The sequence below is a fragment of the Endozoicomonas sp. Mp262 genome, assembly GCF_025643335.1.
GTDB lineage: Bacteria > Pseudomonadota > Gammaproteobacteria > Pseudomonadales > Endozoicomonadaceae > Endonucleibacter.
In genome coordinates, this window is record NZ_CP092489.1 from 2,667,798 (window position 1) to 2,689,429 (window position 21,632).

At 46.7% G+C, this 21,632-nt stretch carries 18 protein-coding genes; 14 read left to right on the forward strand and 4 right to left on the reverse strand.

What is annotated here, in order from left to right; genetic code table 11:
* The first annotated feature begins 1 nt into the window (after position 1).
* From hisF to MJ595_RS11800, 3 genes are all read left to right on the forward strand, one after another.
* Positions 2-775, forward strand: coding sequence for an imidazole glycerol phosphate synthase subunit HisF (hisF, locus tag MJ595_RS11790; RefSeq protein ID WP_263322498.1), 774 nt, complete (start codon positions 2-4; stop codon positions 773-775).
* Complete coding sequence (gene hisIE, locus MJ595_RS11795) at positions 772-1,404, forward strand: bifunctional phosphoribosyl-AMP cyclohydrolase/phosphoribosyl-ATP diphosphatase HisIE (RefSeq protein WP_263078078.1); 633 nt, start codon at positions 772-774, stop codon at positions 1,402-1,404. The genes hisF and hisIE overlap by 4 nt, the downstream gene beginning before the upstream one ends.
* Before the next feature lie 319 nt (positions 1,405-1,723).
* Positions 1,724-3,199, forward strand: coding sequence for a helix-loop-helix domain-containing protein (locus MJ595_RS11800; RefSeq protein ID WP_263078079.1), 1,476 nt, complete (start codon positions 1,724-1,726; stop codon positions 3,197-3,199).
* A gap of 340 nt (positions 3,200-3,539) precedes the next feature.
* On the opposite strand, the gene MJ595_RS11805 is transcribed toward MJ595_RS11800, so the two are convergent.
* Both MJ595_RS11805 and MJ595_RS11810 read right to left on the reverse strand, forming a co-directional pair.
* Positions 3,540-4,913 carry a 3-deoxy-7-phosphoheptulonate synthase class II gene (locus MJ595_RS11805; protein ID WP_263078080.1) on the reverse strand — a complete coding sequence of 458 codons (1,374 nt, stop codon included), beginning with the start codon at positions 4,911-4,913 and terminating at the stop codon, positions 3,540-3,542.
* A gap of 26 nt (positions 4,914-4,939) precedes the next feature.
* Positions 4,940-6,154 carry an MFS transporter gene (locus MJ595_RS11810; protein ID WP_263078081.1) on the reverse strand — a complete coding sequence of 405 codons (1,215 nt, stop codon included), beginning with the start codon at positions 6,152-6,154 and terminating at the stop codon, positions 4,940-4,942.
* Between the two features lie 192 nt (positions 6,155-6,346).
* Between MJ595_RS11810 and dhbC the strand changes: the two genes are divergently transcribed.
* From dhbC to MJ595_RS11845, 7 genes are all read left to right on the forward strand, one after another.
* Positions 6,347-7,540 (forward strand): isochorismate synthase DhbC, encoded by a 1,194-nt coding sequence (gene dhbC / locus MJ595_RS11815; RefSeq protein WP_263078082.1) that lies wholly within the window; start codon positions 6,347-6,349, stop codon positions 7,538-7,540.
* A gap of 8 nt (positions 7,541-7,548) precedes the next feature.
* Positions 7,549-9,171: a (2,3-dihydroxybenzoyl)adenylate synthase gene (locus tag MJ595_RS11820; RefSeq protein ID WP_263322499.1), complete on the forward strand. Its 1,623-nt coding sequence runs from the start codon at positions 7,549-7,551 to the stop codon at positions 9,169-9,171.
* 11 nt (positions 9,172-9,182) lie between these two features.
* Positions 9,183-10,055: an isochorismatase family protein gene (locus tag MJ595_RS11825; RefSeq protein WP_263078083.1), complete on the forward strand. Its 873-nt coding sequence runs from the start codon at positions 9,183-9,185 to the stop codon at positions 10,053-10,055.
* Positions 10,056-10,076: 21 nt separating this feature from the next.
* Positions 10,077-10,229, forward strand: a complete 153-nt coding sequence (locus tag MJ595_RS11830) for a condensation domain-containing protein (protein ID WP_263078084.1) — start codon at positions 10,077-10,079, stop codon at positions 10,227-10,229.
* 116 nt (positions 10,230-10,345) lie between these two features.
* Entirely contained in the window at positions 10,346-11,338 is a 993-nt protein-coding gene (locus tag MJ595_RS11835) for an IS30 family transposase (RefSeq protein WP_263078067.1), read from the forward strand.
* Positions 11,335-13,662 carry an AMP-binding protein gene (locus tag MJ595_RS11840; protein WP_263078086.1) on the forward strand — a complete coding sequence of 776 codons (2,328 nt, stop codon included), beginning with the start codon at positions 11,335-11,337 and terminating at the stop codon, positions 13,660-13,662. The genes MJ595_RS11835 and MJ595_RS11840 overlap by 4 nt, the downstream gene beginning before the upstream one ends.
* Positions 13,663-13,679: 17 nt before the next feature.
* The gene (locus tag MJ595_RS11845; RefSeq protein ID WP_263078087.1) at positions 13,680-14,513 is read left to right on the forward strand and encodes a siderophore-interacting protein; all 834 of its coding nucleotides are present in this window, start codon (positions 13,680-13,682) and stop codon (positions 14,511-14,513) included.
* Between the two features lie 3 nt (positions 14,514-14,516).
* Here the strand turns inward: MJ595_RS11845 and MJ595_RS11850 are convergent, their stop codons facing one another.
* Entirely contained in the window at positions 14,517-15,911 is a 1,395-nt protein-coding gene (locus MJ595_RS11850; RefSeq protein ID WP_263078088.1) for a hypothetical protein, read from the reverse strand.
* Positions 15,912-16,298: 387 nt separating this feature from the next.
* Between MJ595_RS11850 and MJ595_RS11855 the strand changes: the two genes are divergently transcribed.
* The 4 genes from MJ595_RS11855 (at position 16,299) to MJ595_RS11870 (ending at position 20,546) form a co-directional block, all read left to right on the forward strand.
* On the forward strand, positions 16,299-17,321 hold the full coding sequence (locus MJ595_RS11855) for an iron-siderophore ABC transporter substrate-binding protein (RefSeq protein ID WP_263078090.1): 1,023 nt from the start codon (positions 16,299-16,301) through the stop codon (positions 17,319-17,321).
* A complete protein-coding gene (locus MJ595_RS11860) occupies positions 17,321-18,358 on the forward strand; it encodes an iron ABC transporter permease (RefSeq protein WP_263078091.1) in 1,038 nt (345 codons plus the stop codon). The genes MJ595_RS11855 and MJ595_RS11860 overlap by 1 nt, the downstream gene beginning before the upstream one ends.
* A gap of 3 nt (positions 18,359-18,361) precedes the next feature.
* A complete protein-coding gene (locus tag MJ595_RS11865) occupies positions 18,362-19,459 on the forward strand; it encodes an iron ABC transporter permease (RefSeq protein ID WP_263078092.1) in 1,098 nt (365 codons plus the stop codon).
* A gap of 307 nt (positions 19,460-19,766) precedes the next feature.
* A complete protein-coding gene (locus MJ595_RS11870; protein ID WP_263078094.1) occupies positions 19,767-20,546 on the forward strand; it encodes an ABC transporter ATP-binding protein in 780 nt (259 codons plus the stop codon).
* 307 nt (positions 20,547-20,853) lie between these two features.
* On the opposite strand, the gene MJ595_RS11875 is transcribed toward MJ595_RS11870, so the two are convergent.
* The gene (locus tag MJ595_RS11875) at positions 20,854-21,630 is read right to left on the reverse strand and encodes a 2,3-dihydro-2,3-dihydroxybenzoate dehydrogenase (RefSeq protein ID WP_263078095.1); all 777 of its coding nucleotides are present in this window, start codon (positions 21,628-21,630) and stop codon (positions 20,854-20,856) included.
* Positions 21,631-21,632: the final 2 nt, after the last annotated feature.

Here is a 21,632-nt window from a genome sequence, read left to right on the forward strand (position 1 = left end):
GATGCTGGCAAAACGTATTATTCCCTGTCTGGATGTTAGAAATGGGCAGGTAGTAAAGGGTGTTCGTTTCCGTAATCATGAAGTGATGGGTGATATTGTACCTCTGGCAAAGCGCTATGCTGAAGAAGGTGCTGATGAGCTGGTGTTTTACGATATTACCGCTTCCAGTGATGGCCGGGTGGTGGATAAAGGCTGGATTGCCAGGATTGCCGAAGTTATTGATATCCCTTTCTGTGTTGCCGGAGGCATTCGCTGTTTGGAAGATGCACGACGGGTATTAAATGATGGGGCTGACAAGATTTCCATTAATTCCCCAGCCTTGGCTAATCCTGAGTTGATAACAGAGCTGGCGGATACCTTTGGTGTGCAATGTATTGTGGTGGGTATTGACTCGTACCTCGATGAGCAGACAGGTCGCTATCAGGTTTATCAGTATACCGGTGATGTCTCTCGAACCCGGCTGACAAAGTGGCAGACGCTGGACTGGGTTCAGGAGGTGCAAAAAAGGGGAGCCGGAGAAATTGTATTGAATGTTATGAACCAGGACGGTGTTCGTCAGGGCTATGACTTGAAACAGCTAGCTTGGGTTCGGGAAGCTTGTAAGGTGCCCCTGATAGCCTCTGGAGGTGCTGGAGAAATGGAGCACTTTGCAGAAGTGTTTAAGCAAACGGGAGTGAGTGGGGCACTGGCGGCCTCTGTCTTCCATAAGCAAATTATCAGGATTAATGAGCTTAAAGAATACTTAAAAAAACAACAGATAGGGGTTCGGATATGAGCCTGATAGAAGCAATTGACTGGAATAAAAATAATGGGCTTGTGCCTGCCATTATTCAGGATAATAGTAGCTGTCAGGTATTGATGCTGGGCTATATGAACAAAGAAGCGTTATTGACAACTCTGGAAACGGAATGGGTGACATTCTGGTCCCGAACCAAAGAGCGTCTCTGGACCAAAGGAGAGACTTCTGGCAATAAACTCAGGTTAAAGAGCATAGGTCTGGACTGTGATCAGGATACATTGTTAGTTAAAGCTGCACCTGAAGGGCCAACATGCCATTTGAACACCACCACGTGTTTTGATTCCGGCCCATATCCAACAGAACCCGACCCTGAAAATACGTCTCTGTTGTTCCTGGGGCAACTGGAAAAAGTACTTGCTGAAAGAAAAAAGGCTAGTCCGGAGTCTTCTTATACTGCCAGCCTTTATGCAAAAGGTTCCAAAAGAATAGCCCAGAAAGTTGGAGAGGAGGGTGTTGAAGTGGCATTGGCTGCTGTAGCTGGGGATAAGGAAGAGTTGATTAATGAGTCGTCCGATTTGATTTATCATTTGCTGGTGTTGTTGCAAGACCAGGGATTGACCTTGTCTGGTATTGTGGAAAAATTAAAGGAAAGACATCAATCATAAGTACGGCTGATCCAGCTACTTTTTAAGAAAGTAGCTGTTATAACGGGTGCTGCTAATAGTATTGGACATGCTATTGCTAACGATGCTGGATCTTTATAGGGCGAATATTTGCCATGGTATAGCATTCTTTCTCCAGAAATCCATAAAATACTTTGCTGCCCACCTACTATTTTTTTGACCTGTTTGGTAATAATGGCAAATGTCGACTATATAAAATGGGTTGTTCAATATTGAGTGATACACCAGTTATTCTATCCTTGATAAACAAATCAAGGGCTATGGCTTTCTTTATCGATTTTATGGGGTGTTTGTTATTATCATGTTTCGGTTTTTTATTTTTTGCTATTTTGTCACTTTATCAATTAAAGGAGTGAAAGCAGTGGAACGATGCTATCTTTGTTATGACGGAGATGAAGGAGTGCTACACTGCACTGATACTGATTATGTTAATATGAGAAAAAATGAGGAGTCATATCAGGATTGGCCGTGTCAGGATAGAGAAACGATTTATGCCCGTGTAGGGCTACGAGTAATAGGTAAATACTCTGAGAGAGAAGATCCATTCTTAACCGATACTGTAAAAAACAAAGTAAGGATGATGGGAAATGATTACGAATTAACTGATGAGATGAATGGAGCTTATCTTGGGAAAGATGGAGAAGTGGATGGTTTTGCTATTGAAGGTGGAGGGAGTGAAGCCCTGGAGAGTGACACTTTTAGAAATGGTTTACCCACGGAAGTGGTTATAAGGACAAAGAAGAGTTATGTTTCGAAATATGCAAGAGAACATGGTATGATAAATATTGAATTGATATTATCTAGAAAAAATCTATTTGAAAATGATCTTTTGCATGCTGAAACCCTTGAGATTGCAAATGCAGCCATTCAACAATATCACCCTGATATCCATCCGGTTGATGGAAAAGATTTCGATATGGTATGCGAATTTAAAGGGTTTATTTTTAATAATGATAAATTTCACCCTGGTAAAGCTTATTTGTTAGAGAACTGGCTTAAAAATATTTGTTATTATCAGGATGATCCTCATCATAAGCTTTTTTTGGCTTGGTGTGAGGTTATAATTGATGGGTGGCATAGAGAAAAAAAGAAGCAAGGTGCCGATTTTAAATATAAAAAAATTCAAACAGTGTGTGATGATTTAAAGTATTATATAGGTGAGTATTTAGAAAAAACGAATCATAACACATTGGGTGAACTACCATTCCAGAAGATAAGTAAAGTGCAGATGAAAATTAATGATGATGTATTAAAATACAGTCAACTCACCCCTGTTCAGTCAGTAAATAGCGAGTGTCAAGTAGTAAAAAAAGAGATGTTGGTAATTGAGCTTGACCACAATTACAATACTACGCAATTGGGAGGTGGTGTATTGGATCAGCGTGGTATTATACCCAGACATAGTAATCGAAAATGTAAAAAGAAAACTGGTAAATATCAATGTGATCGGTCAGGTAAAATAGTATCTATGGTGCCGTATGCAAGGCAAGACTCGGGATATGATACTGCTGATAGCCAGAAGCAAAAGCATGTTTCTAGTGAAAAGAATCGAAGGCTTGCACTACGAGATGGTTTTTTGAGATTAAAGAATTCGATTAACGAGCAATTGCAAGATGGTCAATCTCCTCTAGGAGAAAAAGCATCAAAAATGAATATTTTAATGGCAGCTAAAGAGCTTATAAATAAACTTGGAGAGTTAGAAAGAAAACTGGAAGAAGAAAGAGGGGTTTTGGAAGATGAGAGTTTTTGGTTGAAGGAAAAGCTTTCAGGTTTATAGAAAGGAGAGCCTGTAAATAATTTTGTGTAAACGCCACTTTTTCTTTACGCCTTGATCCGGTCTGGAAACATAATTTCAAACCGGTTCATGGCGGCTTTCCCGTTCAACGCTTATTGTTGCCCTCCTCTTTGGAGCGCTAAATAAAAAGCGCCTGAAAATTAGATTACAACCTCTTCTAGCAGCCTGTCGGACTTAGCCGATCGTAGCGAGAAAAAGACCGGTTTGAGCCATTTTTTATGCTGATTCGAGGCGAATAGTGGTTCTATTTAACGAGAATCAGCATAAAAAATGGCCAAATCCGGCTTTTTCGCAGTAGGTCAGAGCTAAGTCCGACAGGCTGCTAGGCGGCAGAACAATAACCACTGGCCTTTTGTTTTAAATCCCTGAAAACATCAATCATGGCAAAAGCCAGTTCTAAAGCCTGTTCTCCATTTAGTCTGGGGTCACAGAGGGTGGTATAGTTACGCTGTAATTGTTCCTCGGTGAGACCTTTATAACCACCAATACATTCTGTGACCTGCTCACCAGTCATTTCCAGATGAATACCACCGCCATGACTCCCCTCTGCGTGATGGATAGCAAAGAAGTGCCTTAATTCAGTCAATACGTGATTGAGATCCCGGGTTTTATAGCCTGATGAGCTGGTAAAAGTATTGCCATGCATCGGGTCACAGCTCCAGATAACCTTATAGCCACTTTGGTTAACGGCTTTGATTAAACCTGGTAGGTGTGCCTCAACCTTATCAGCGCCCATTCGGGTAATAATGTTGACTTTTCCGGGTTTGTTTTCCGGGTTCAGCCGTTCTATCAGTCTTAATAGCTCATCGTTGGCCAGGGTGGGGCCCGCTTTTATACCGATAGGGTTATTGATACCCCTGGCGAATTCAATATGGGCGCCATCCAGCTGTCGTGTACGATCGCCAATCCAGAGCATATGACCGGAGTTGTTATACCAGTTACCTGTAGCTTCTTCCTGACGGGTCAGGGCCTGCTCATAAGGAAGCAGGAGGGCTTCATGGGATGTATACAGCGGTATACGGTTACCAGATACTAAGTGCGCCTGATAGCCACAAGCTTTCATAAAACTGAAGGACTCATTCATCTGCATGGCAGCAGCATTATAAATACTTAACTCTGGTGCACTGGCAATATAATCCAGATTTTGTTTATGGGCAGTTTCCAGTGAGGCAAACTCACTACGGGTCATTGCCCTGACCTGATTAAGGGTAGACGCTGCCTGTTGATAAGCTTTTATCATTCGCTCCGGATCGGGCTGCCGGGCTTCGCTATTAAAGGCAATGCCATTGATAATATCGCCTTTGTAAACAGGGAGAGTGCAGTCATCCTTTGTTTCAATGACTGCCGACCTTGGCTTGGCAAATTGGCCTGCCAGCCGCCCTACTCGAATAACAGGCAGCCCTGTTCCGAATGTTAATGCTACGGACATTTGAGCCATTAGAGTAAACAGGCTTTGGGTATGATAAGCCGTAAAGGCAGAAAATGTTTCTGCACAGTCACCACCCTGAAGCAGGAAAGCCCTGCCGTCGGCGACTCTGGCCAGATCGCTGGTGAGAGCGCGGATTTCATCATTAAATACCAGGGGGGGATGAGCCTGTAGTTGCTGTTCAACCGCTGCCAGATGGGTCGTATTAGCATATTGGGGAAGCTGGCAGGCTACGCTATTTTTCCAGCTATCAGGACTCCATTTACTCATACTAATGGTCTCATTAATTTTTTCAGTTAAGCTGTTTGTGCATTAATTGTCGTTTGGTTTCTATCTTTCAGTTTCAGGGTCAATAGCCAGACAAGAATGGGTAATGCTGTTGCTATAGTGATGGCAAGCCAGCCCAGGAAAGAGGTATTGCCGAGTACCCCTGTGGATTGCTGAGTGAGGATCACAGAAGCAATCGCTGCTGCAACACCGGTGGATATATGCCGTGTCGCATTCTGAAGCGCCATAAAACCAGCCCGTTGTGATGGCGCTGGAATTTGCATCATCAGTGTCTGAGTAGATACTGTTCTGATGGCATTGAAGCCCATAAATACAGTAAAGACCACAGGAATGGATACAATGCCTGGGGCAATAAACAAAGTCACAATGGCTGTCACAAAACCAATTATACCAATTCCACTGGCTATAACGGAGCCGAAACGGTCAATCATATGACCGGTAAACCAGGTCAGCAGATAGGTAATGACACCACCTGCCATGTAAAGGCTGCCGACCAGTTCACGATCGTAGTCAAGGTTATATTGCAGATAACCTGCCAGGTGGGGAATAAGCAGAAATCCGGAAACAATGCCTGCTGTGACACACCCAAGACCCAAGACCATTTCATTGGTAAGGGAGATTCTCTTTGATGGCCCAGGTTGTTTATTAGAGTTGTTGGCGGTTTGCTTGGGAATGTATAACCAGAGCAACCCGGAAGCGAAAATACCAAGAAGACCTAACACTTGAAATGCAAACTGCCAGTTATACCAGAGTGAAATTTGCAGGCCTGCTGGCACACCCAGGATTGCTGCCAGGGAAAAGGCACCTGCTATTTTTCCCATAGCTCTGCCACGACGGGCAGGGGGAATAGTATCAATGACCAGTGCCATAGCAAAGGAGGAGGTCAATCCTCCAAAGAGGCCAGCTATGATCCGGGTTATTATCAGCGAATAAAGACCGGATGAAACAGAGGCAGCAAAAGCAGCCAGGCTAAGTCCCATTATGGAAACAACCAGGGCTTTACGACGATCGAAGTGATCCAGCTTTGCTGATAGCAGTATCAGGGTAATGGCGGCAGATAAGGCATAGGCTGTACTGAACAGTCCAACCTGGCTGAGGGGAATTCCAAGGCTAGTGGTGATATCAGGTCCCATTGGCATCACCATAATAAAATCCAGGGTGGTGATAAACTGGGTTAGCACTATTAGCGGTATAAGACGACGCTCGGTTAATGACTTAGTCATTCCTTACCTTATGTGAAAGTCAGTGAACGTTTACTGGGCTTTTACTTCATCGAAGTTAAAAAGAATAATTAGCTTATTGATAATGCTTATCATTTACAATAGCATTTGTTTCAAATTTCCTTTCCCGGCTTCAGTTTGTGTCATTGATAGGCTGGGGGAGTTTGTGTCTGACCGCTACAGGACGTCTAATACATGTCATCAACCGGATGCAGTAACAAGCTGGCAAACAGGCAGGAGCCAGAATCACTTTCTTTCTTTTTTTCTTCTCCCCGGCATACCCTGATGGCTGAGAAAATGTATGCCTGCCTTTCTGGTAAGAGCGCGTTCAACTCGCTGCCTGCCCAGATTAGTTTGTTACATGATATTGCCCATAAAGCGGGTCAGCACAACCCAGTTGTTGTTGGCGCTATACCCTTTGATAGTCGCAATCCTGTTTATCTTGGGGTTCCTGAAAAGGTTCTGCGATCTGACTCCTGTCGTCCGGGGGGGATTGTTGTAGAGTCTCCAGTCAATCTTGCCGCGCCGAAGGTGAGGCTGGTTCCGGAGCCGGAAGTGTATAAAAACTGTGTTCGGGAGGCATTGTCACGGTTTGCTAAAGGGGAGCTGGATAAGGTGGTTTTGTCCAGAACCCTGGAAGTGGAAGCTGAAAGCCCTGTGAATATCAGGCAAGTGCTCTGGAATCTGGCCAGCCATAATAAAACCGGTTATACCTTTGGTATTGATGTACCCTGCCAGAAAGAAAACAGCAATGTAGCATTACTTGGAGCCAGCCCTGAGCTACTGGTTTCCAGAAAAGGGCAGAAAGTCATTGCCAATCCACTGGCTGGCTCTGCCGCTCGTAGTAAAGACCCTGTTGAAGACCAGCGTCGTGCGGAAGCACTACTTAAATCAGCCAAAGATCTGCATGAACATGCGGTAGTTGTGGATGCCGTAGCTTCAGCATTGAGTTCGTTCTGTACTGATTTTAAAGTACCGGAGCAGCCTTCACTGATCAAAACAGAAACCATGTGGCACCTTTCCACAGTGGTTGAAGGTACATTAAAAGAGCCTGAAACCTCATCATTACAACTGGCAACCGCCTTACATCCAACACCGGCAGTGTGTGGTTATCCCACCCACAAGGCAAGACAGTTTATCACTGAAAATGAACCCTTCGACCGTGGTTTCTTTACAGGAATGGTGGGCTGGTGCGATGCCCGTGGTGATGGTGAATGGGTAGTGACAATACGCTGTGCGGAAATCAAGGATGCCTTTGTCAGGCTTTATGCCGGGGCTGGGGTAGTTGCAGCCTCTGATCCGGACAGTGAGCTGGCTGAAACTGGCGCTAAATTCAGAACCATGTTGAATGCCATTGGTCTGGATAAGAATGCAGGGGCCGTACAGTGACAGGAAGTATACAGTCAAAACTGGATAGTATTGCTCAGGCTAGTCCCGGCTGGCCTGAAGATATAGTCAGCCAGTATCAGGAACAAGGTTACTGGGAAAATATATCCTTTGGCCAGCTGCTAAGACAGCGCGCTGAACGTTTTCAGGATAAAACGGCCATCGTCTGTGGTAATCGGCGGTGGAGTTACCATGATCTTGACGTAAAAGCAGATCAGCTGGCGGCAGGTTTTCAAAGAATCGGTATTACTGAAGGTGATATTGTTGTGGTTCAGCTGCCAAATATTGCTGAATTCTTTGCTGTTTGCTTTGCCCTGTTTCGTCTGGGTGTCTTACCGGTAATGGCATTGCCTGCACACCGTCGTGCTGAAATCAGCTATTTCTGCCAATTTACTGAGGCCAAAGCCTATATTATTGCAGATCAGTTTGCAGGCTTTGATTACAGGGGGCTGGCACGTGAGGTGAAAAAGGATGCTCCGGCTCTGGATCACATTATAGTAGTGGGAGATGCAGATGAATTTATTCCTCTGAGTTCCCTTTATGACTCTGTGGTGCCATTGCCTGACCTGAATCCATCTTGTGTTGCATTCTTTCAGCTTTCAGGGGGCAGTACCGGTGTGCCCAAACTGATCCCCCGAACCCATAACGATTATATCTATAGCCTGAGAGTCAGTGCTGAAGTCTGTGGGTTAGATAAAGACAGTGTCTATTTATGTGCTTTGCCCGCAGCCCATAACTTCCCCTTAAGTTCACCGGGTACCCTGGGAACTTTTTATGCCGGTGGGCATGTGGTTATGGCGCCAAACCCGGCGCCGGATCAGGTCTTCCCGTTGATTGACCGGGAAAAAGTAACAGTCACCGGTGTTGTACCGCCTCTGGCTCTGGTCTGGATGGAAGCGGCGGGGAATGCAGACCGGGGCAGTTGTTATGACTTGTCCAGTCTACAGGTGTTGCAAGTGGGGGGCGCAAAATTCAGTGCTGAAGCGGCGAAAAGGGTTGAGCCAGTATTGGGCTGCAAGCTTCAGCAAGTCTTTGGTATGGCTGAAGGTCTGGTGAACTATACCCGCCTTGATGATCCCGAAGACATTATTGTTAATACCCAGGGAAGGCCCTGTTCTCCAGCGGATGAAGTGAAAGTTGTTGATGATGACGATGTTGAAGTAACCCTGGGTGAAACCGGACACTTACTCACCCGAGGCCCCTATACTATCCGAGGTTATTTCAAGGCGGCAGAGCATAATTCCCGGTCATTTACGACAGATGGATTTTATCGAACCGGAGATATTGTCCGGCTAACTGAGCAGGGTTATCTCGTCGTTGAAGGCCGTGATAAAGACCAGATCAACCGGGGCGGTGAAAAAATTGCGGCAGAAGAAGTGGAAAATCACCTTTTGGCCCATCCGGCTGTGCACGATGCCGCTATTGTGGCCATGCCTGATCCTTATCTGGGAGAGCGTTCCTGTGCTTTTATTATTCCACAGAAGGAGCGCCCAAAAATTATAGAAATAAAGCGTTTCCTGGCTAATTGTGGGCTGGCCCAGTTTAAAGTGCCGGACCGCATTATTTTTGTTGATGCTTTTCCTAAAACATCCATTGGTAAGGTCAGTAAAAAAAGCCTGAGAGTTCAGGTGTAAGGACTAATGCAATGAGTATTCCAAAGATTACCCCCTATACCATGCCTGAAATGGACTATGGTCTTAATAAAGTCCAATGGCATCCGGATGCTTCCCGTACCGTGCTACTGATTCATGATATGCAGCAGTATTTCATGAACTTTTATGATACCTCTGCTGAACCAGTGACGACCCTGGTTAAAAATATCCAGCGTATTAAAGCGCAATGTAAAGCGGCGGGTATCCCTGTGATTTATACGGCCCAGCCTGGAGACCAGAATCCTTCAGATCGTGCCCTGCTCACTGATTTTTGGGGAACAGGACTCAAGGCTGCTCCCAGCCTCACTGATATTATTGACCCTTTGGCTCCAGAGGAAGACGACCATCTTCTGACGAAGTGGCGGTACAGTGCCTTTAAGCGTAATGGCCTGAAAGCACGGCTGAAAGAGATGGGCCGCGATCAGATGATTATTTGCGGTGTCTATGCCCATATAGGTTGCATGCTGACAGCTGCGGATGCCTTTATGTATGACATTCAGGCATTTATGGTCAGTGATGCCCTGGCGGACTTCAGCAAGGATGAGCATAGGATGGCATTGGAGTATGTTGCCCGGCGTTGTGGTGTCACCCTGGATAGTGAAATGGTGCTGGACAGCCTCAGTCCTGAGAACAGCGAGGATGCCTCCTCTAAGTTTATGACTGATATTGCTGAAATCCTCTATATGACAGCAGATGACCTGGATCAGGATATCAGTCTGATGGATCAGGGGCTGGATTCTATTCGGGTCATGACGTTGATTGAGCAGTGGCGATTCGAAGGTATCGATATTGATTTTTCCGAGCTAGTGGAATTAACGACACTGACTGAATGGCTTGAAGTATTAAACGCCAAAGTTAAAGGGTAGAGGATAAGGAGTAATCGATTCATGTCCCAGGGGCTGTTAACGCTACCTTTAACCCAGGCTCAGCAAGGAATCTGGTTGGGCCAGCAATTGCATGGCCAGAGCCCGCTTTATAATACCGGCGAGTGCCTGGAGATTCACGGTAATCTGGATGTCAGCCTTTTTGAAAAGGCCTGAATTTGTATCATAAATGCATAACCTCTGTAACCAGAGGGTTGTTACAGAGCCTTTGAAGTGAATCAGAACTCAGGGGTACTCTGTTAAGCAACCAAACCAAACAGAGGACGCCAAGGATGGCCTTTAAGCACCTTAGCTCTGAAGAGAGACATTATATCGAAATCGAACTGAAAAATGGGACTTCTCAAAATAAAATTGCAGAAAAACTCGGGCGTTCACAGAGTTCGCTGTCACGGGAGTTAGGACGCAACACAGGGCAGCGTGGTTACAGGCACCAGCAGGCTCATCGTAAGGCTCAACAGCGTCATAAGGAAAAACCCAAGGCGGTGAAGTTGACGGAAGATATTAAGCGACGGATTGCTCAAGATATCCGGGCTGACTGGAGTCCTGAGCAAGTGGCTGGAAGGCTTGAAAAAGAAGGGATAATCAAGTTGCATCATGAGACGATTTACCAGTTCATAGAGGATGATAAGCGCACTGACGGTACCCTGTATAAACACTTGCGCCATCAGAAAAAAACGTACCGAAAGCGATATGGTTCAGCTCATAACCGAACAGGCATACCTAACCGGGTAGGTATTGAAGAGCGCCCGGAGATCGTCAACAACAGGGGGCGTGTTGGTGACTGGGAGGCGGATACCGTAATCGGCAAAAACCATAAGGGTGCCATTGCCACACTGGATGAGCGAAAGACTAAACTGCGCCTTGCTGTTCCGCTGCCAGGAAAGAAAGCAAAAGCGGTTAAACAGGCAGTGATTGATACACTCAAGCCCCTGAAAAGGTTTGTTAAAACGATCACTTACGACAACGGTAAGGAATTTGCTCAGCATGAAGCAATCAACAAAGCCTTGAGCTGCGACAGCTACTTTGCTGTGCCCTACCACTCTTGGGAGAGAGGCCAGAATGAGAATGCCAATGGGCTGCTCAGGCAGTACTTTCCCAAATCAATGGAGCTTCATAACGTCAAAGAAAGAGACGTTATCATTGCGGTAGACAAGCTGAACAGCAGGCCCAGGAAATGCCTCGGTTACAAAACACCATATGAGGCATTCAAAGAGTTAACTGGAGTGAATGCAAGAAAAGTCATGGGTTATGCATTTATGACTTGAATTCAGGCATTATTGATGATGCAAAACCGGCAATTATTATTTCCAGTACTGCATTTTCCCATCTTCTCGATACAACTGAGATAAAGCCTCACTTTACTGCACTCCTGATAGATAACCTTGGTCTACAGAAAGAAGGTAGTGCTTATCAGTCACCAGAGGTTTTGCCCGATAATCCCGCTTATATCATGTATACCTCAGGCTCTACAGGTACACCTAATGGGGTTAAGGTTCACCATGGGGCATTAGGGCATTTTGTTGCGGGGGCTACGGAGCGTTATGGCATATCAGAAGGTGACAGGGTACTGCAATTTGCTCCCCTGCATTTTGATGCCAGTGTTGAAGAGCTGTTTTTAACCCTTTGCAACGGCGCCACGCTGGTGCTGCGCAGCGAGGATATGATTAATTCGGTTACCGGTTTTATTAAAGCGTGTCATAAGCTGGCGATCACAGTATTGGATTTACCCACCGCTTACTGGCACGAACTGGCCTATGGGCTTGGGAGTGCAGGCATATCATTGCCGGAAACCCTGCATACGGTAATTATCGGGGGGGAAGCGGTTCTCCCGGAACGGCTTGAGCAATGGCAGCAATGTCTGGGTAACAGGGTGAATCTGTTAAATACCTATGGCCCAACAGAAACCACCATTGTGGCAACCTGTGCCAGCCTTGCCGGTCCACAAGCCATTTATTTTGATCTCCAGGCGTTACCCATTGGTGAACCATTGCCTGGTATGCAGGCATGGGTGCTTGATAGCCATAAGAAGCCTGTAAGAATTGGCCGTGAAGGTGAGCTTTACCTGGCTGGTGGCGGACTGGCTCAGGGTTATATGAATCGTGATGCTTTGACGGATAAGCGATTTATTACCCTGAAAACCGGTGATGGTTCTGTCAGAGCTTACAAAACGGGCGATAAAGTGAGAATGGATGGCAATGGCCAATTAATCTTTATTGGCCGGGTTGATGATGAATTCAAGATCAGCGGCCATAGGGTTAACCCTTTGGAAATTGAGAATCTGCTGATCAATAAAGCTGGAATAAAAGAAGCGGCGGTTGTTGGTGTACTGTCCAGCAATGGCATTAAGCGTCTGACAGCCTGGTTGGTAGCTGATAGCAAAGATAACAAGCCTAAAGACTTTCGAAAGTATTTACTTCAGAGTTTACCCGCGGCATTGGTGCCCAGTGAATTTATCTATGTTGACCGATTGCCCCGTAATCCATCCGGCAAGATTGATCGCAAGCAGTTAAAGCAAAGCCCTGCCCAGTGCTCTGACGTTGATATTCCTGCCACTGAAATGGAAAAAGTGCTGATATCAGTCTGGCAGGAAATCCTAGGGGACATCACGGTCAGTCCTCAGGATGATTTCTTTATACTGGGTGGGCAGTCCCTCCAGATGATTCAGGTGGCCAATCGCCTGAGCCGGTTGCTGGATAAAAGCATTTCAGTTCAACTGCTGTATAGCTACCCTGTATTGGCTGATATTGCCAGGGCTTTGGAAGACGAATCTCAGGGAATAAAAGCAGGCAGTCAGCAGCTCTTTGATCCTGTCTTACCTATTAAAACTACGGGCAGTGGTTCTCCGCTATTTTTTATTCATCCCGCAAGAGGGGTTAGCTGGGACTATCTTGGTCTATCAAGGTATATACCAGACGACGTTCCGGTATATGGTATTCAGGCTCGACGACTATCAGATTCGGACTACATACCACCGCAGCATGGCGATGATATTATGGTGGATATGACCCGGGATTATCTGGAGCAGATTCGCAGGATTCAGCTTGAAGGGCCTTATCACTTATTAGGGTGGTCATCCGGAGGGCCGGTTGCCCATAATTTGGCGGTTGAACTGCAGTCTCAGGGTGAAACCGTATCTGTTCTTGTTATTCTGGATTCCTATCCCTCCGGGCAATGGCGGCATATCCCCCTTGATGACAGCAAGGCACTTTCAGGTCTGTTAAGAATGGCGGGACTTGACCCTGCTGATTTCCCAGTGGAGCAAATGTCTGTTGATGATCTTCATCAGCTGGCAACCACGAGTCAGTCATTGTTAACCGGTGTATCAAAGCCATTAATGGAAAATCTGGTGGAAGCCTATATGGATTGTAGCAAGCTGGTACGTCAGGCAAACCATCGTCGTTTTGATGGGGATATGCTCTTTTTCACGGCGGCAAAACCCAGGCAGGAAAATTGGCTGTCACGGAATGACTGGCAGCCTTATCTGGGAGGGCAGATTATTAATCATGATCTTGATTGCACCCATTTTGAGATGCTCAACCCGGTCAATGCCAAAGCTATTGGTCAGGTTTTGACTCAGGTTTTGGTATAAAAAACTAAGGAGAAACTTTGGCTACATCATCTGCAAAGTCAGTTCGTCGACCTCCCATGATGCTGGAAGTAGTGCGTACTCAGTTAGTGACCCCTGGTATGAGGCGTATCACTTTAACCGGGGATATGTTGAAAGGGTTTCCTGAAGACAGCCATGGTGCCCATATAAAAATACTGCTGCCCCGTGAAGGACAGGACAAGCCTGTGCTGCCAACTCTTGGCCCTAAAGGTCCGATCTGGCCGCCAGCAGATGTCAGGCCTATTGCCCGAACCTATAGTGTCCGACGTTTTGATGTGATGCTAAATGAACTGGATGTGGACTTTGTTCTTCATGGCGACAATGGTCCGGCATCCGCCTGGGTATCCAGGGTGCAGCCCGGCGATTTTGTTGGTGTGGCCGGGCCGGGCGGACCCAAGCCGATGCTGGGGGAGGCAGAGTGGTATCTGATGGCAGGTGATATGACCGCAATACCCGCTATAAGTGCCCTGCTGGAAATAATGCCGGAGTCAGCTGCTGGTCAGGTGTTTATTGAGGTTCCTAATAGTGATGAGATTCAGACTATTCAACATCCAGCGGGTGTGGAAGTGAGCTGGCTTATCAGGGAAGAAAAAGATCCTATAAAGAGCCATCAGCTTATAAATGCAGTAACAGCATTAGACTGGCCTTCAGGTTCGGCTTTTGCCTGGGTTGCCGGTGAAAACAGCTCGGTATTATCCATCCGTAAATATCTCAGGACTGAGCTTAAGTTGGAGCGACATCAGTTCTATGCGGTGCCTTACTGGCGTTCCTGCTTTACTGAAGAGGCATATCACCAGGAAAGGCACGAAATTATGGATAATATTGATACTTAAGGATTATTCTTTAGCCTCTAATGAAGACTTTGTGGAAGCGGTCGTGCTTGCAGGTTTTCTATGAGTTTGACGTTTTGGTTGGGTCGACCCAGGTTCCAGGGAGAGTCTGGCCAGCTCGCCCGCTATTGTAAGAACAGGTATTATAAAGTGATATGGTTTGACTTCTTTTCGCCATATGGCATGACCTGCGGAACAAAGGATAGCAGAGATAGGCATTAATGCCCTATGCCATGGGAAAACTATTCGGGGTTCTACTGGTTGATGTTGATTTTTTTGAGAATGCCTGGTGTTTTCTGGTCTTTGGTCGTGTTGGCTCAAAGACCGATTAAATGACTGGATATTTCTTTGTCTTCTCCGTACTTCCAAGATACTGTCTACAATGGGCATAAGCTGATTTTCAGGAAAGGGGAAGGGTGCTTGAAGGTAGAAATCGCGGCTTACAAGAAAACACTGCTTATGCTTATGAAAGCACTTTATGAATACCGTCGTTGATATTTCATCTACAGCTTTTTGAAGCAGTGTTCCAGAACTGTCGTTACTATCAGTGGGTGAAATCTCTTTTGTCAACTTGAGAACTCCATTGGCAGTGTCCGTTTCATCATGATCCAGATAAGTTCGTAGTAAATCATCAGGAGAGGGAGGGGACTTTGGATCGATATGGAACTCTTTGCATTTATTTATTTCAGATAATCTATCCTTGAAATATTTTTCTATGGATTCCCTTGTTTCGTGATGACCAGCCCGGTCTGATTCTATTGTTTCAGGTTTATCGGGAGGGGCATCATTGTCTTCGGGCCAAGCTATATTCCATAAAATATTAATTGCTGTGGATAGTTCTTGAGCTTTTGGGGAAAGATCTTCTGCTACTTCAGCTTCACTAATAATCATTAAACAGCAAATTGCCGTGAGGGCCAGAAATTTACCATATTCCTGATGGTGATCTTGCTTTGAGGCAATGGGTTTAGTTAAGTATAATCTGACAATAGAGACACTATCAGTTAATGTCCCAGAAGGTACCGTTAGTTTAAAGTCAGTTTCAGTTATTGGTAGAGCTTGAGCCGCTAACCTGAGAAGGAAATCTATTTCTTCAGGTTGAAAAATAGGTATTAAGTTAAGAGGTTCGATTCTACCACTGTTTTGATGTAATGTGCCTTCCTTTCTGATGCTATTAATAGACTCTAATGACATGGGGAGCTTTTCAGGTTCAGGTTCTCTTATATGGCATAACTTGTCTGATAATTGTTGGTGCTGAAGTAAAAGGCGGCATTCAGATTTATGCTTTCCGGTATCTTTTGTATGCTCAATAATTACCCCGCAGTTTGGGTCAGGGCAAACGGCTAATAGTGATTTGGATAAAAAGAAAATAAGCATCACCATACCATTTATTAAATATTTCATAGCTGAAGACCCTCCAACGGAGTAAATTTTTGAAAATAAGAGATATGGTGTGGTAATAGAACTTTGAAAGTGATGTAAAAAATTCCTGCTATATGAGAAATAAAATAATAGGCATTAGAAATGAATCGTTATGAACTTGATCAATTGAGTTGAAAGAATTGCTTCTCCTGTCACGGTACAAACTTTCAATCAGTTTAAGGCTAGTCGGAGTTGGTCATTTGGCAAGTTACTTTTAAATATTTCAGGCCTGGGAATTGGGTTCTGGAGAATGCTGTATATCACATAATGAGCACAAAATGATGCCCACATATTTTCAGATGTCCTGCGCTATGTCATTGATAACGGTTATCATTTACAATAGCATTCCTGGTTTTGGTTAAGTGGATTTTGGGTCGTCTATCAATGAATACATTGCTTATGGCTGCTTGCCGTCGTTTAAAGCTGTCTGGCCATCAGCGAGGTCTGGGCACTATGTTGGTAGCCTTTAGTATGGTGCTACTGACTGCCTGTCAGCCCAATGGCATTGATAGTGCGAGTGAAGTTCCAACCAGGGAAATAACCGATGTAACGGGTTTTAAGATGGCTGTACCGGAGTATCCTGAACGGGTGGTGACCCTTAGTGAACTGGATCTTGATGCTGCTCTGGCCTTGGGCATCACGCCGGTAGGATCAACCTCAGGCAGAGGCCAGAAAGGTGTGCCGCGATACCTGGATGATCAGGGGGATAACATAGAGCTGGTGGGTCCACTGGGACGTCCTAACCTTGACCGGCTGATTGCATTATCTCCTGACCTAATCATGATTGGGGCAGTAACTGACCCTATGTTGCTGGAGCAGCTGCGCAAGGTGGCGCCGACAGTGGTGACTTACCAGTCTGGTGATAGCTGGAAAGAGGCCTTTAAAACGGTTGCTGAAGTGTTGGGTAAGGAAAATCAGGCTGAGCACTTTATGAATCGCTATCAGCAGCGGGTAATAGACGTCAAAAGTCATCTTGGTGAGCAGAGAGATTCAGAAGTCAGTGTGGTTCGCTGGATTCCTCAAGGGCCTGGCTATATGTTAAGTCAGTCTTTCTCAAGTCTGGTTTTAAAGGATCTGGAGCTTGAGCGTCCGAAGATTCAGCATCAGGACGGTATTGGACACTCCCACTCCCTGAGTCTTGAAGCGCTCAACCAGATTGATGGTGACTGGCTGTTTATTGGCACTCTAAATCCTGCTGGTGATGCAGTTGATGCTTTTGAGACAGCAAAAACAACACCGGTATTCAGACAGTTAAATGCCGTAAAACACAACCGGATGATAGCGGTGGATGGTTCCCTTTGGACCAGTCTGGGTGGGCCTCAGGCAGCCATGGCTGTGCTGGATGATATTGAGTCAGCCATGGCTAATAAAGACAGTAAGGCTGATTCCTGATGACGGCTTTAAGTCTTGGGGGAGATAGCCGCTTACCAGCCATGGTCAGTCTGTTACTGGTTGTCCTTGCATTGCTTGGCCTGGCATCGCTGGTTACCGGGGCCGGTTATACATCAGTGGCTGACAGCTTTGCCTGGTTGGCAAGACAGCCAGAAGCTCTGGCTGATGCTAACCTGGAAACCATTATGACCTCCCTGCGTTTACCAAGAACCCTGGCAGGGTTAATGGTGGGGGGGGCATTGGGGTTGGCCGGTGCCCTGATGCAGAACATTACCCGTAACCCGCTGGCTGAACCCGGATTATTAGGGGTTAATGCCGGGGCGGCTTTGGGCGTTGTTATTGGTATTACCTGGGCAGGAGCAGAGTCTGGTCAGGCTTACCTGATTTGGGCCTTTCTTGGTGCTTTAGTGGGCAATGGCCTGATTTTAATGATTGCCAATAAAGGTGATGTGGGTGGTTCACCCGTTAAGCTGGTGCTGGCAGGTATTGCTATTGGTGCCACCTGCCACGGGTTAACGTCATTTATTCTGTTAAGCAATGAAGTTAGCTACGATCAATACCGTTTCTGGATACTGGGCTCCCTTTCTGGCATTTCTACGTCAATGGCTGTGCAGTTACTGCCAGCACTGATTATTGGGTGTGGTATCTGTGCCTTTTTGGCAAGGCCGCTTTCGGCCCTGATGCTGGGGGATGATTTTGCCAAGGCGTTAGGTCACCGCCCGGGGTTAATTCGCTTTGCGGTGACTGTCACTGTCACTTTATTTGCAGGCACTGCCGTAGCTCTGGCTGGGCCCATTGGTTTTCTTGGTTTGCTGGCACCTTTTATAGCCCGTTCCTTAGCGGGCGCTTCTATAGGCTGGCAGTTAGTGCTTTCAGCCTTACTGGGAGCGTTGATTCTGCTGGGAGCTGATGTGTTATCCCGAATGGTTATCCGTCCTTATGAAACACCTGTCAGTGTTATGCTGGCGTTAATTGGTGCGCCTTTGCTGATCTGGATAGTCCGCAGTAACCGGTTAATGATCTCTTCAGGACGGTAAGTGATGAATGATATAACCTCAACTTGCCATAAACCGGATAATAAAAATATTCAGTTATTACAGTATCGTGGTGGGCAGGCACTTTGGTTAAAGCTGGTGGGTGGACGTGTATCACTGCTGTTTCCCACGCGGCCGTTGCTGGTTACCCTGATACTGTTCATGGCATTGGCTGCTGCAGTAATTGTGTCATTGGTAATGGGCACTACCTGGCTAAGTGTTTCGGAGGTGTTGCAGGCGTTGTCGGGGCAGGGTAGCCGGGGGGTTATTTTGCTGGTTCAGGAAATCCGGTTGCCAAGAATTCTGGCCGGATTATTGGCCGGCGCAGCGTTGGCATGCTCCGGATGCCTTATGCAGACATTATCCGGAAATCGTCTGGCAACGCCGGATGTCTTAGGCGTCAATGAGGGCGCTACGGCAATGATTTTGATCAGTTTGCTGGGCAGTACCCTTGGCATGATGGGTCCCTGGTGGCTGGCACCATTGGGTTCTGTTATTGCTGTTTCCCTGCTGCTACTTCTGTCTGGCGGAATGGGTGCCAGAGGATACCGGATTATTATGGTGGGACTTGCCCTGACGCATTTGATTCGGGCTGTTACCGAGCTGGGGCTGTCCCAAATACCTCCTCAGCATGCGGGTGCAACTTATGCATGGAGTGTGGGTAGCCTGACTGGTCGTGGCTATAGCGTTGCCTTGCCTGTAGCTATTGGTATGGCGGTGATATTGCCTATGGTGTTGGGTATGGGACGGCAGTTGTCGTTGCTGCGCTTTGATGAAGCCATGGCTAAGCCCCTTGGGCTAGCTGTAAAGCCTGTTCAATATGGTGTACTGATTATGGCTGTGGCGTTGGCCGGACTGGCGGTTGGCATTGCAGGGCCAATCAGTTTTATTGCTATAGCCGCACCTGTGCTGGCATCCCGATTCTCCGGTCCAGCTACAGTGCCTGTATTTAATTCCGCGCTACTGGGTGGACTGTTAGTGGTATTGGCAGACACTCTGGGAAGAACGCTTACCGCTCCTGTGGAAATACCCGCCGGTGTTATCAGCAGTATCCTGGGTGGGCCTTTCCTGCTTTGGTTGTTGTTAGGGGCTGTTGACGTTTGATCGTGAGCTCAGTGGCTCGTAAAGCGGTTTTCCGCAATACCCAATGGGGCACACTGGGCGGACTGGTGCAGGCATAGTTATTCTACGTCAAGCCAGTCCAACGCAGTCGGAAAGCCGCTTTACGAGCCACCCGAAGGGCCAAAACCAGCGCTTCCGTGCCGTCGTTGCAGTAGCTTGAAAGACGTGAGTCTTCCTGCGCTACTGCGTCTAGCCACGAAACCGCTGGTTTTGGCTGAGCACACGAGCAAACGTCAACAGCCCCTAACAGATCAATGAAATAAATGTAGAGGTAAACGACGTAGTGCGATTGTCTGTTGATAAACTCAGGGTCAGCTATCCGGATTTTGTAGCGGTTCATGACATCAGCCTGGAGGTTCCTGCCGGAAAGGTGGCGGTGATTGTCGGGCCCAATGGTTGTGGCAAGTCCACATTGCTGCGAACCCTTGCTCGCCTGCATAAACCGGACAGTGGTGAGGCTGCGGTTGATGGCAAACGGGTATGGAATATGAAACCGGCAGTGGCAGCAAAGCATATTGCCCTTTTGCCGCAGTCGCCCATAGCACCCGAGGGTATTACTGTTAGAGGGCTGGTGCAGTATGGCCGCCATCCTCATCAGGGGTTATTTTGGCAATGGACGGATGCGGACGAGCAAGCTGTACGGCAAGCTCTGGTAGCAACAGGGATGGAGCATCTGGCTGCCAGAAAGCTGAGTCAGCTGTCCGGAGGTCAGCAGCAACGGTGCTGGCTGGCTACTGTACTGGCTCAGGAAACGCCGCTAGTGCTGCTGGATGAGCCTACCAGTATGCTGGATATGGGACACCAGACTGAGGTATTAAGTCTGGTTCGGGAGCTGGCAAAAACCGGTCGATCTTTTGTGATTGTATTACATGATCTGATTGCGGCGGCCCGTTATGCCGATATTCTGATTGCCATGAGAGACGGTAAACTGGTGGCTCAGGGAAAACCTTCAGATATTGTGACATCTGAGCTGGTTCGTCAGCTATATGATGTGGATGCTGATGTTTTAAAAGCACCGGCTGATGGAGCGCCGGTAGTGGTGCCTATGGCAAGATCCATGGTTGCCTGATTTTTTAAACCACGAAGCACACGAAGGGCACTAAGCTTTACAGGAACAGCCTTTGTGCTCTTTATGTGCTTCCTCGTTCCCGGCGTCTTGAGGGTGTCGCGAAAGCCGCTTTTCATATATCAGTATGAAAAACTCGTCTCTACAGCCCTTGTATATCAAGAGGGTTAATTCTCATTTAGAGCATGAGAAGGAGAAACTATGACTTTCGCGACAACCTCTCCTTGCCGGGAATGCATACGGGAGGTTATCAGTTAATACTGAAGTTGAGGTTAAAAGCCTGCCTTCCTTGGCAGTAAGAATATGGTCATTAAACACCTAAGGTTGCTCCACCATCCACTGTGATTTCTTCCATGGTAATATGCCCAGCGTCGTCTGATAGCAAAAATAGAATGGTATTGGCGATATCCTGAGGTGTGGCAATTTTCTGCAATGGTATTCCCAAGCGATAGCTTTCAGGACTTCCCTTCAGAATTTGCTCTGGCATCGTGTCATCGGTCCATAAAATTCGTTGCATGGGTGTATCGGTAGAACCCGGTGATACCAGGTTGCAGCGAATACCGTACTCAGCCAGTTCCAGGCCGAGACAGCGGGTTAGCTGGGATATCGCCGCTTTAGAGGCAGCATAGGCCCCCATACCGGTACGGGGTGTTTTGGCAGCATTGGAACTGACATTAACAATGACACCCTGACGTCTTTCCTTCATTAATTTACCAATGACCCGGCAGGTATTGAAAAACCCGGTGGTATTGGTGGTCAGGGTTGCATTCCAGTCGTTATCGCTGAGTTCGGTGAGGTTGCCCATACGAAGAATAGCGGCAACATTAACCAGCATATCAATGGGTCCAAGCTGGCTTTCGATACAGGTTATCGCTTCGTTTACCTGATGGCTATTGCCAATATCAACGGTATAAATCGAAGCCTTGTACCCGGCAGTAAGTAGTTCAGATTCTAAGGTTTCAAGTGCTTCGGTATTAATATCTAGTAAAGCCACCGTTGCCCCTTTTTTTGCCAGGGATTCTGCAACGGTTTTACCTATGCCTTGGGCGGCACCGGTGATCAGGGCGACTTTATTATAAAAGTTCATTG

Bases quoted from the DNA above. Each gene is read 5' to 3' on its own strand.
- hisF (WP_263322498.1), top strand. From the start codon at position 2: ATGCTGGCAAAACGTATTATTCCCTGTCTGGATGTTAGAAATGGGCAG.
- hisIE (WP_263078078.1), top strand. From the start codon at position 772: ATGAGCCTGATAGAAGCAATTGACTGGAATAAAAATAATGGGCTTGTG.
- MJ595_RS11800 (WP_263078079.1), top strand. From the start codon at position 1,724: ATGTTTCGGTTTTTTATTTTTTGCTATTTTGTCACTTTATCAATTAAA.
- MJ595_RS11805 (WP_263078080.1), bottom strand. From the start codon at position 4,913: ATGAGTAAATGGAGTCCTGATAGCTGGAAAAATAGCGTAGCCTGCCAG.
- MJ595_RS11810 (WP_263078081.1), bottom strand. From the start codon at position 6,154: ATGACTAAGTCATTAACCGAGCGTCGTCTTATACCGCTAATAGTGCTA.
- dhbC (WP_263078082.1), top strand. From the start codon at position 6,347: ATGTCATCAACCGGATGCAGTAACAAGCTGGCAAACAGGCAGGAGCCA.
- MJ595_RS11825 (WP_263078083.1), top strand. From the start codon at position 9,183: ATGAGTATTCCAAAGATTACCCCCTATACCATGCCTGAAATGGACTAT.
- MJ595_RS11830 (WP_263078084.1), top strand. From the start codon at position 10,077: ATGTCCCAGGGGCTGTTAACGCTACCTTTAACCCAGGCTCAGCAAGGA.
- MJ595_RS11835 (WP_263078067.1), top strand. From the start codon at position 10,346: ATGGCCTTTAAGCACCTTAGCTCTGAAGAGAGACATTATATCGAAATC.
- MJ595_RS11850 (WP_263078088.1), bottom strand. From the start codon at position 15,911: ATGAAATATTTAATAAATGGTATGGTGATGCTTATTTTCTTTTTATCC.
- MJ595_RS11860 (WP_263078091.1), top strand. From the start codon at position 17,321: ATGACGGCTTTAAGTCTTGGGGGAGATAGCCGCTTACCAGCCATGGTC.
- MJ595_RS11865 (WP_263078092.1), top strand. From the start codon at position 18,362: ATGAATGATATAACCTCAACTTGCCATAAACCGGATAATAAAAATATT.
- MJ595_RS11875 (WP_263078095.1), bottom strand. From the start codon at position 21,630: ATGAACTTTTATAATAAAGTCGCCCTGATCACCGGTGCCGCCCAAGGC.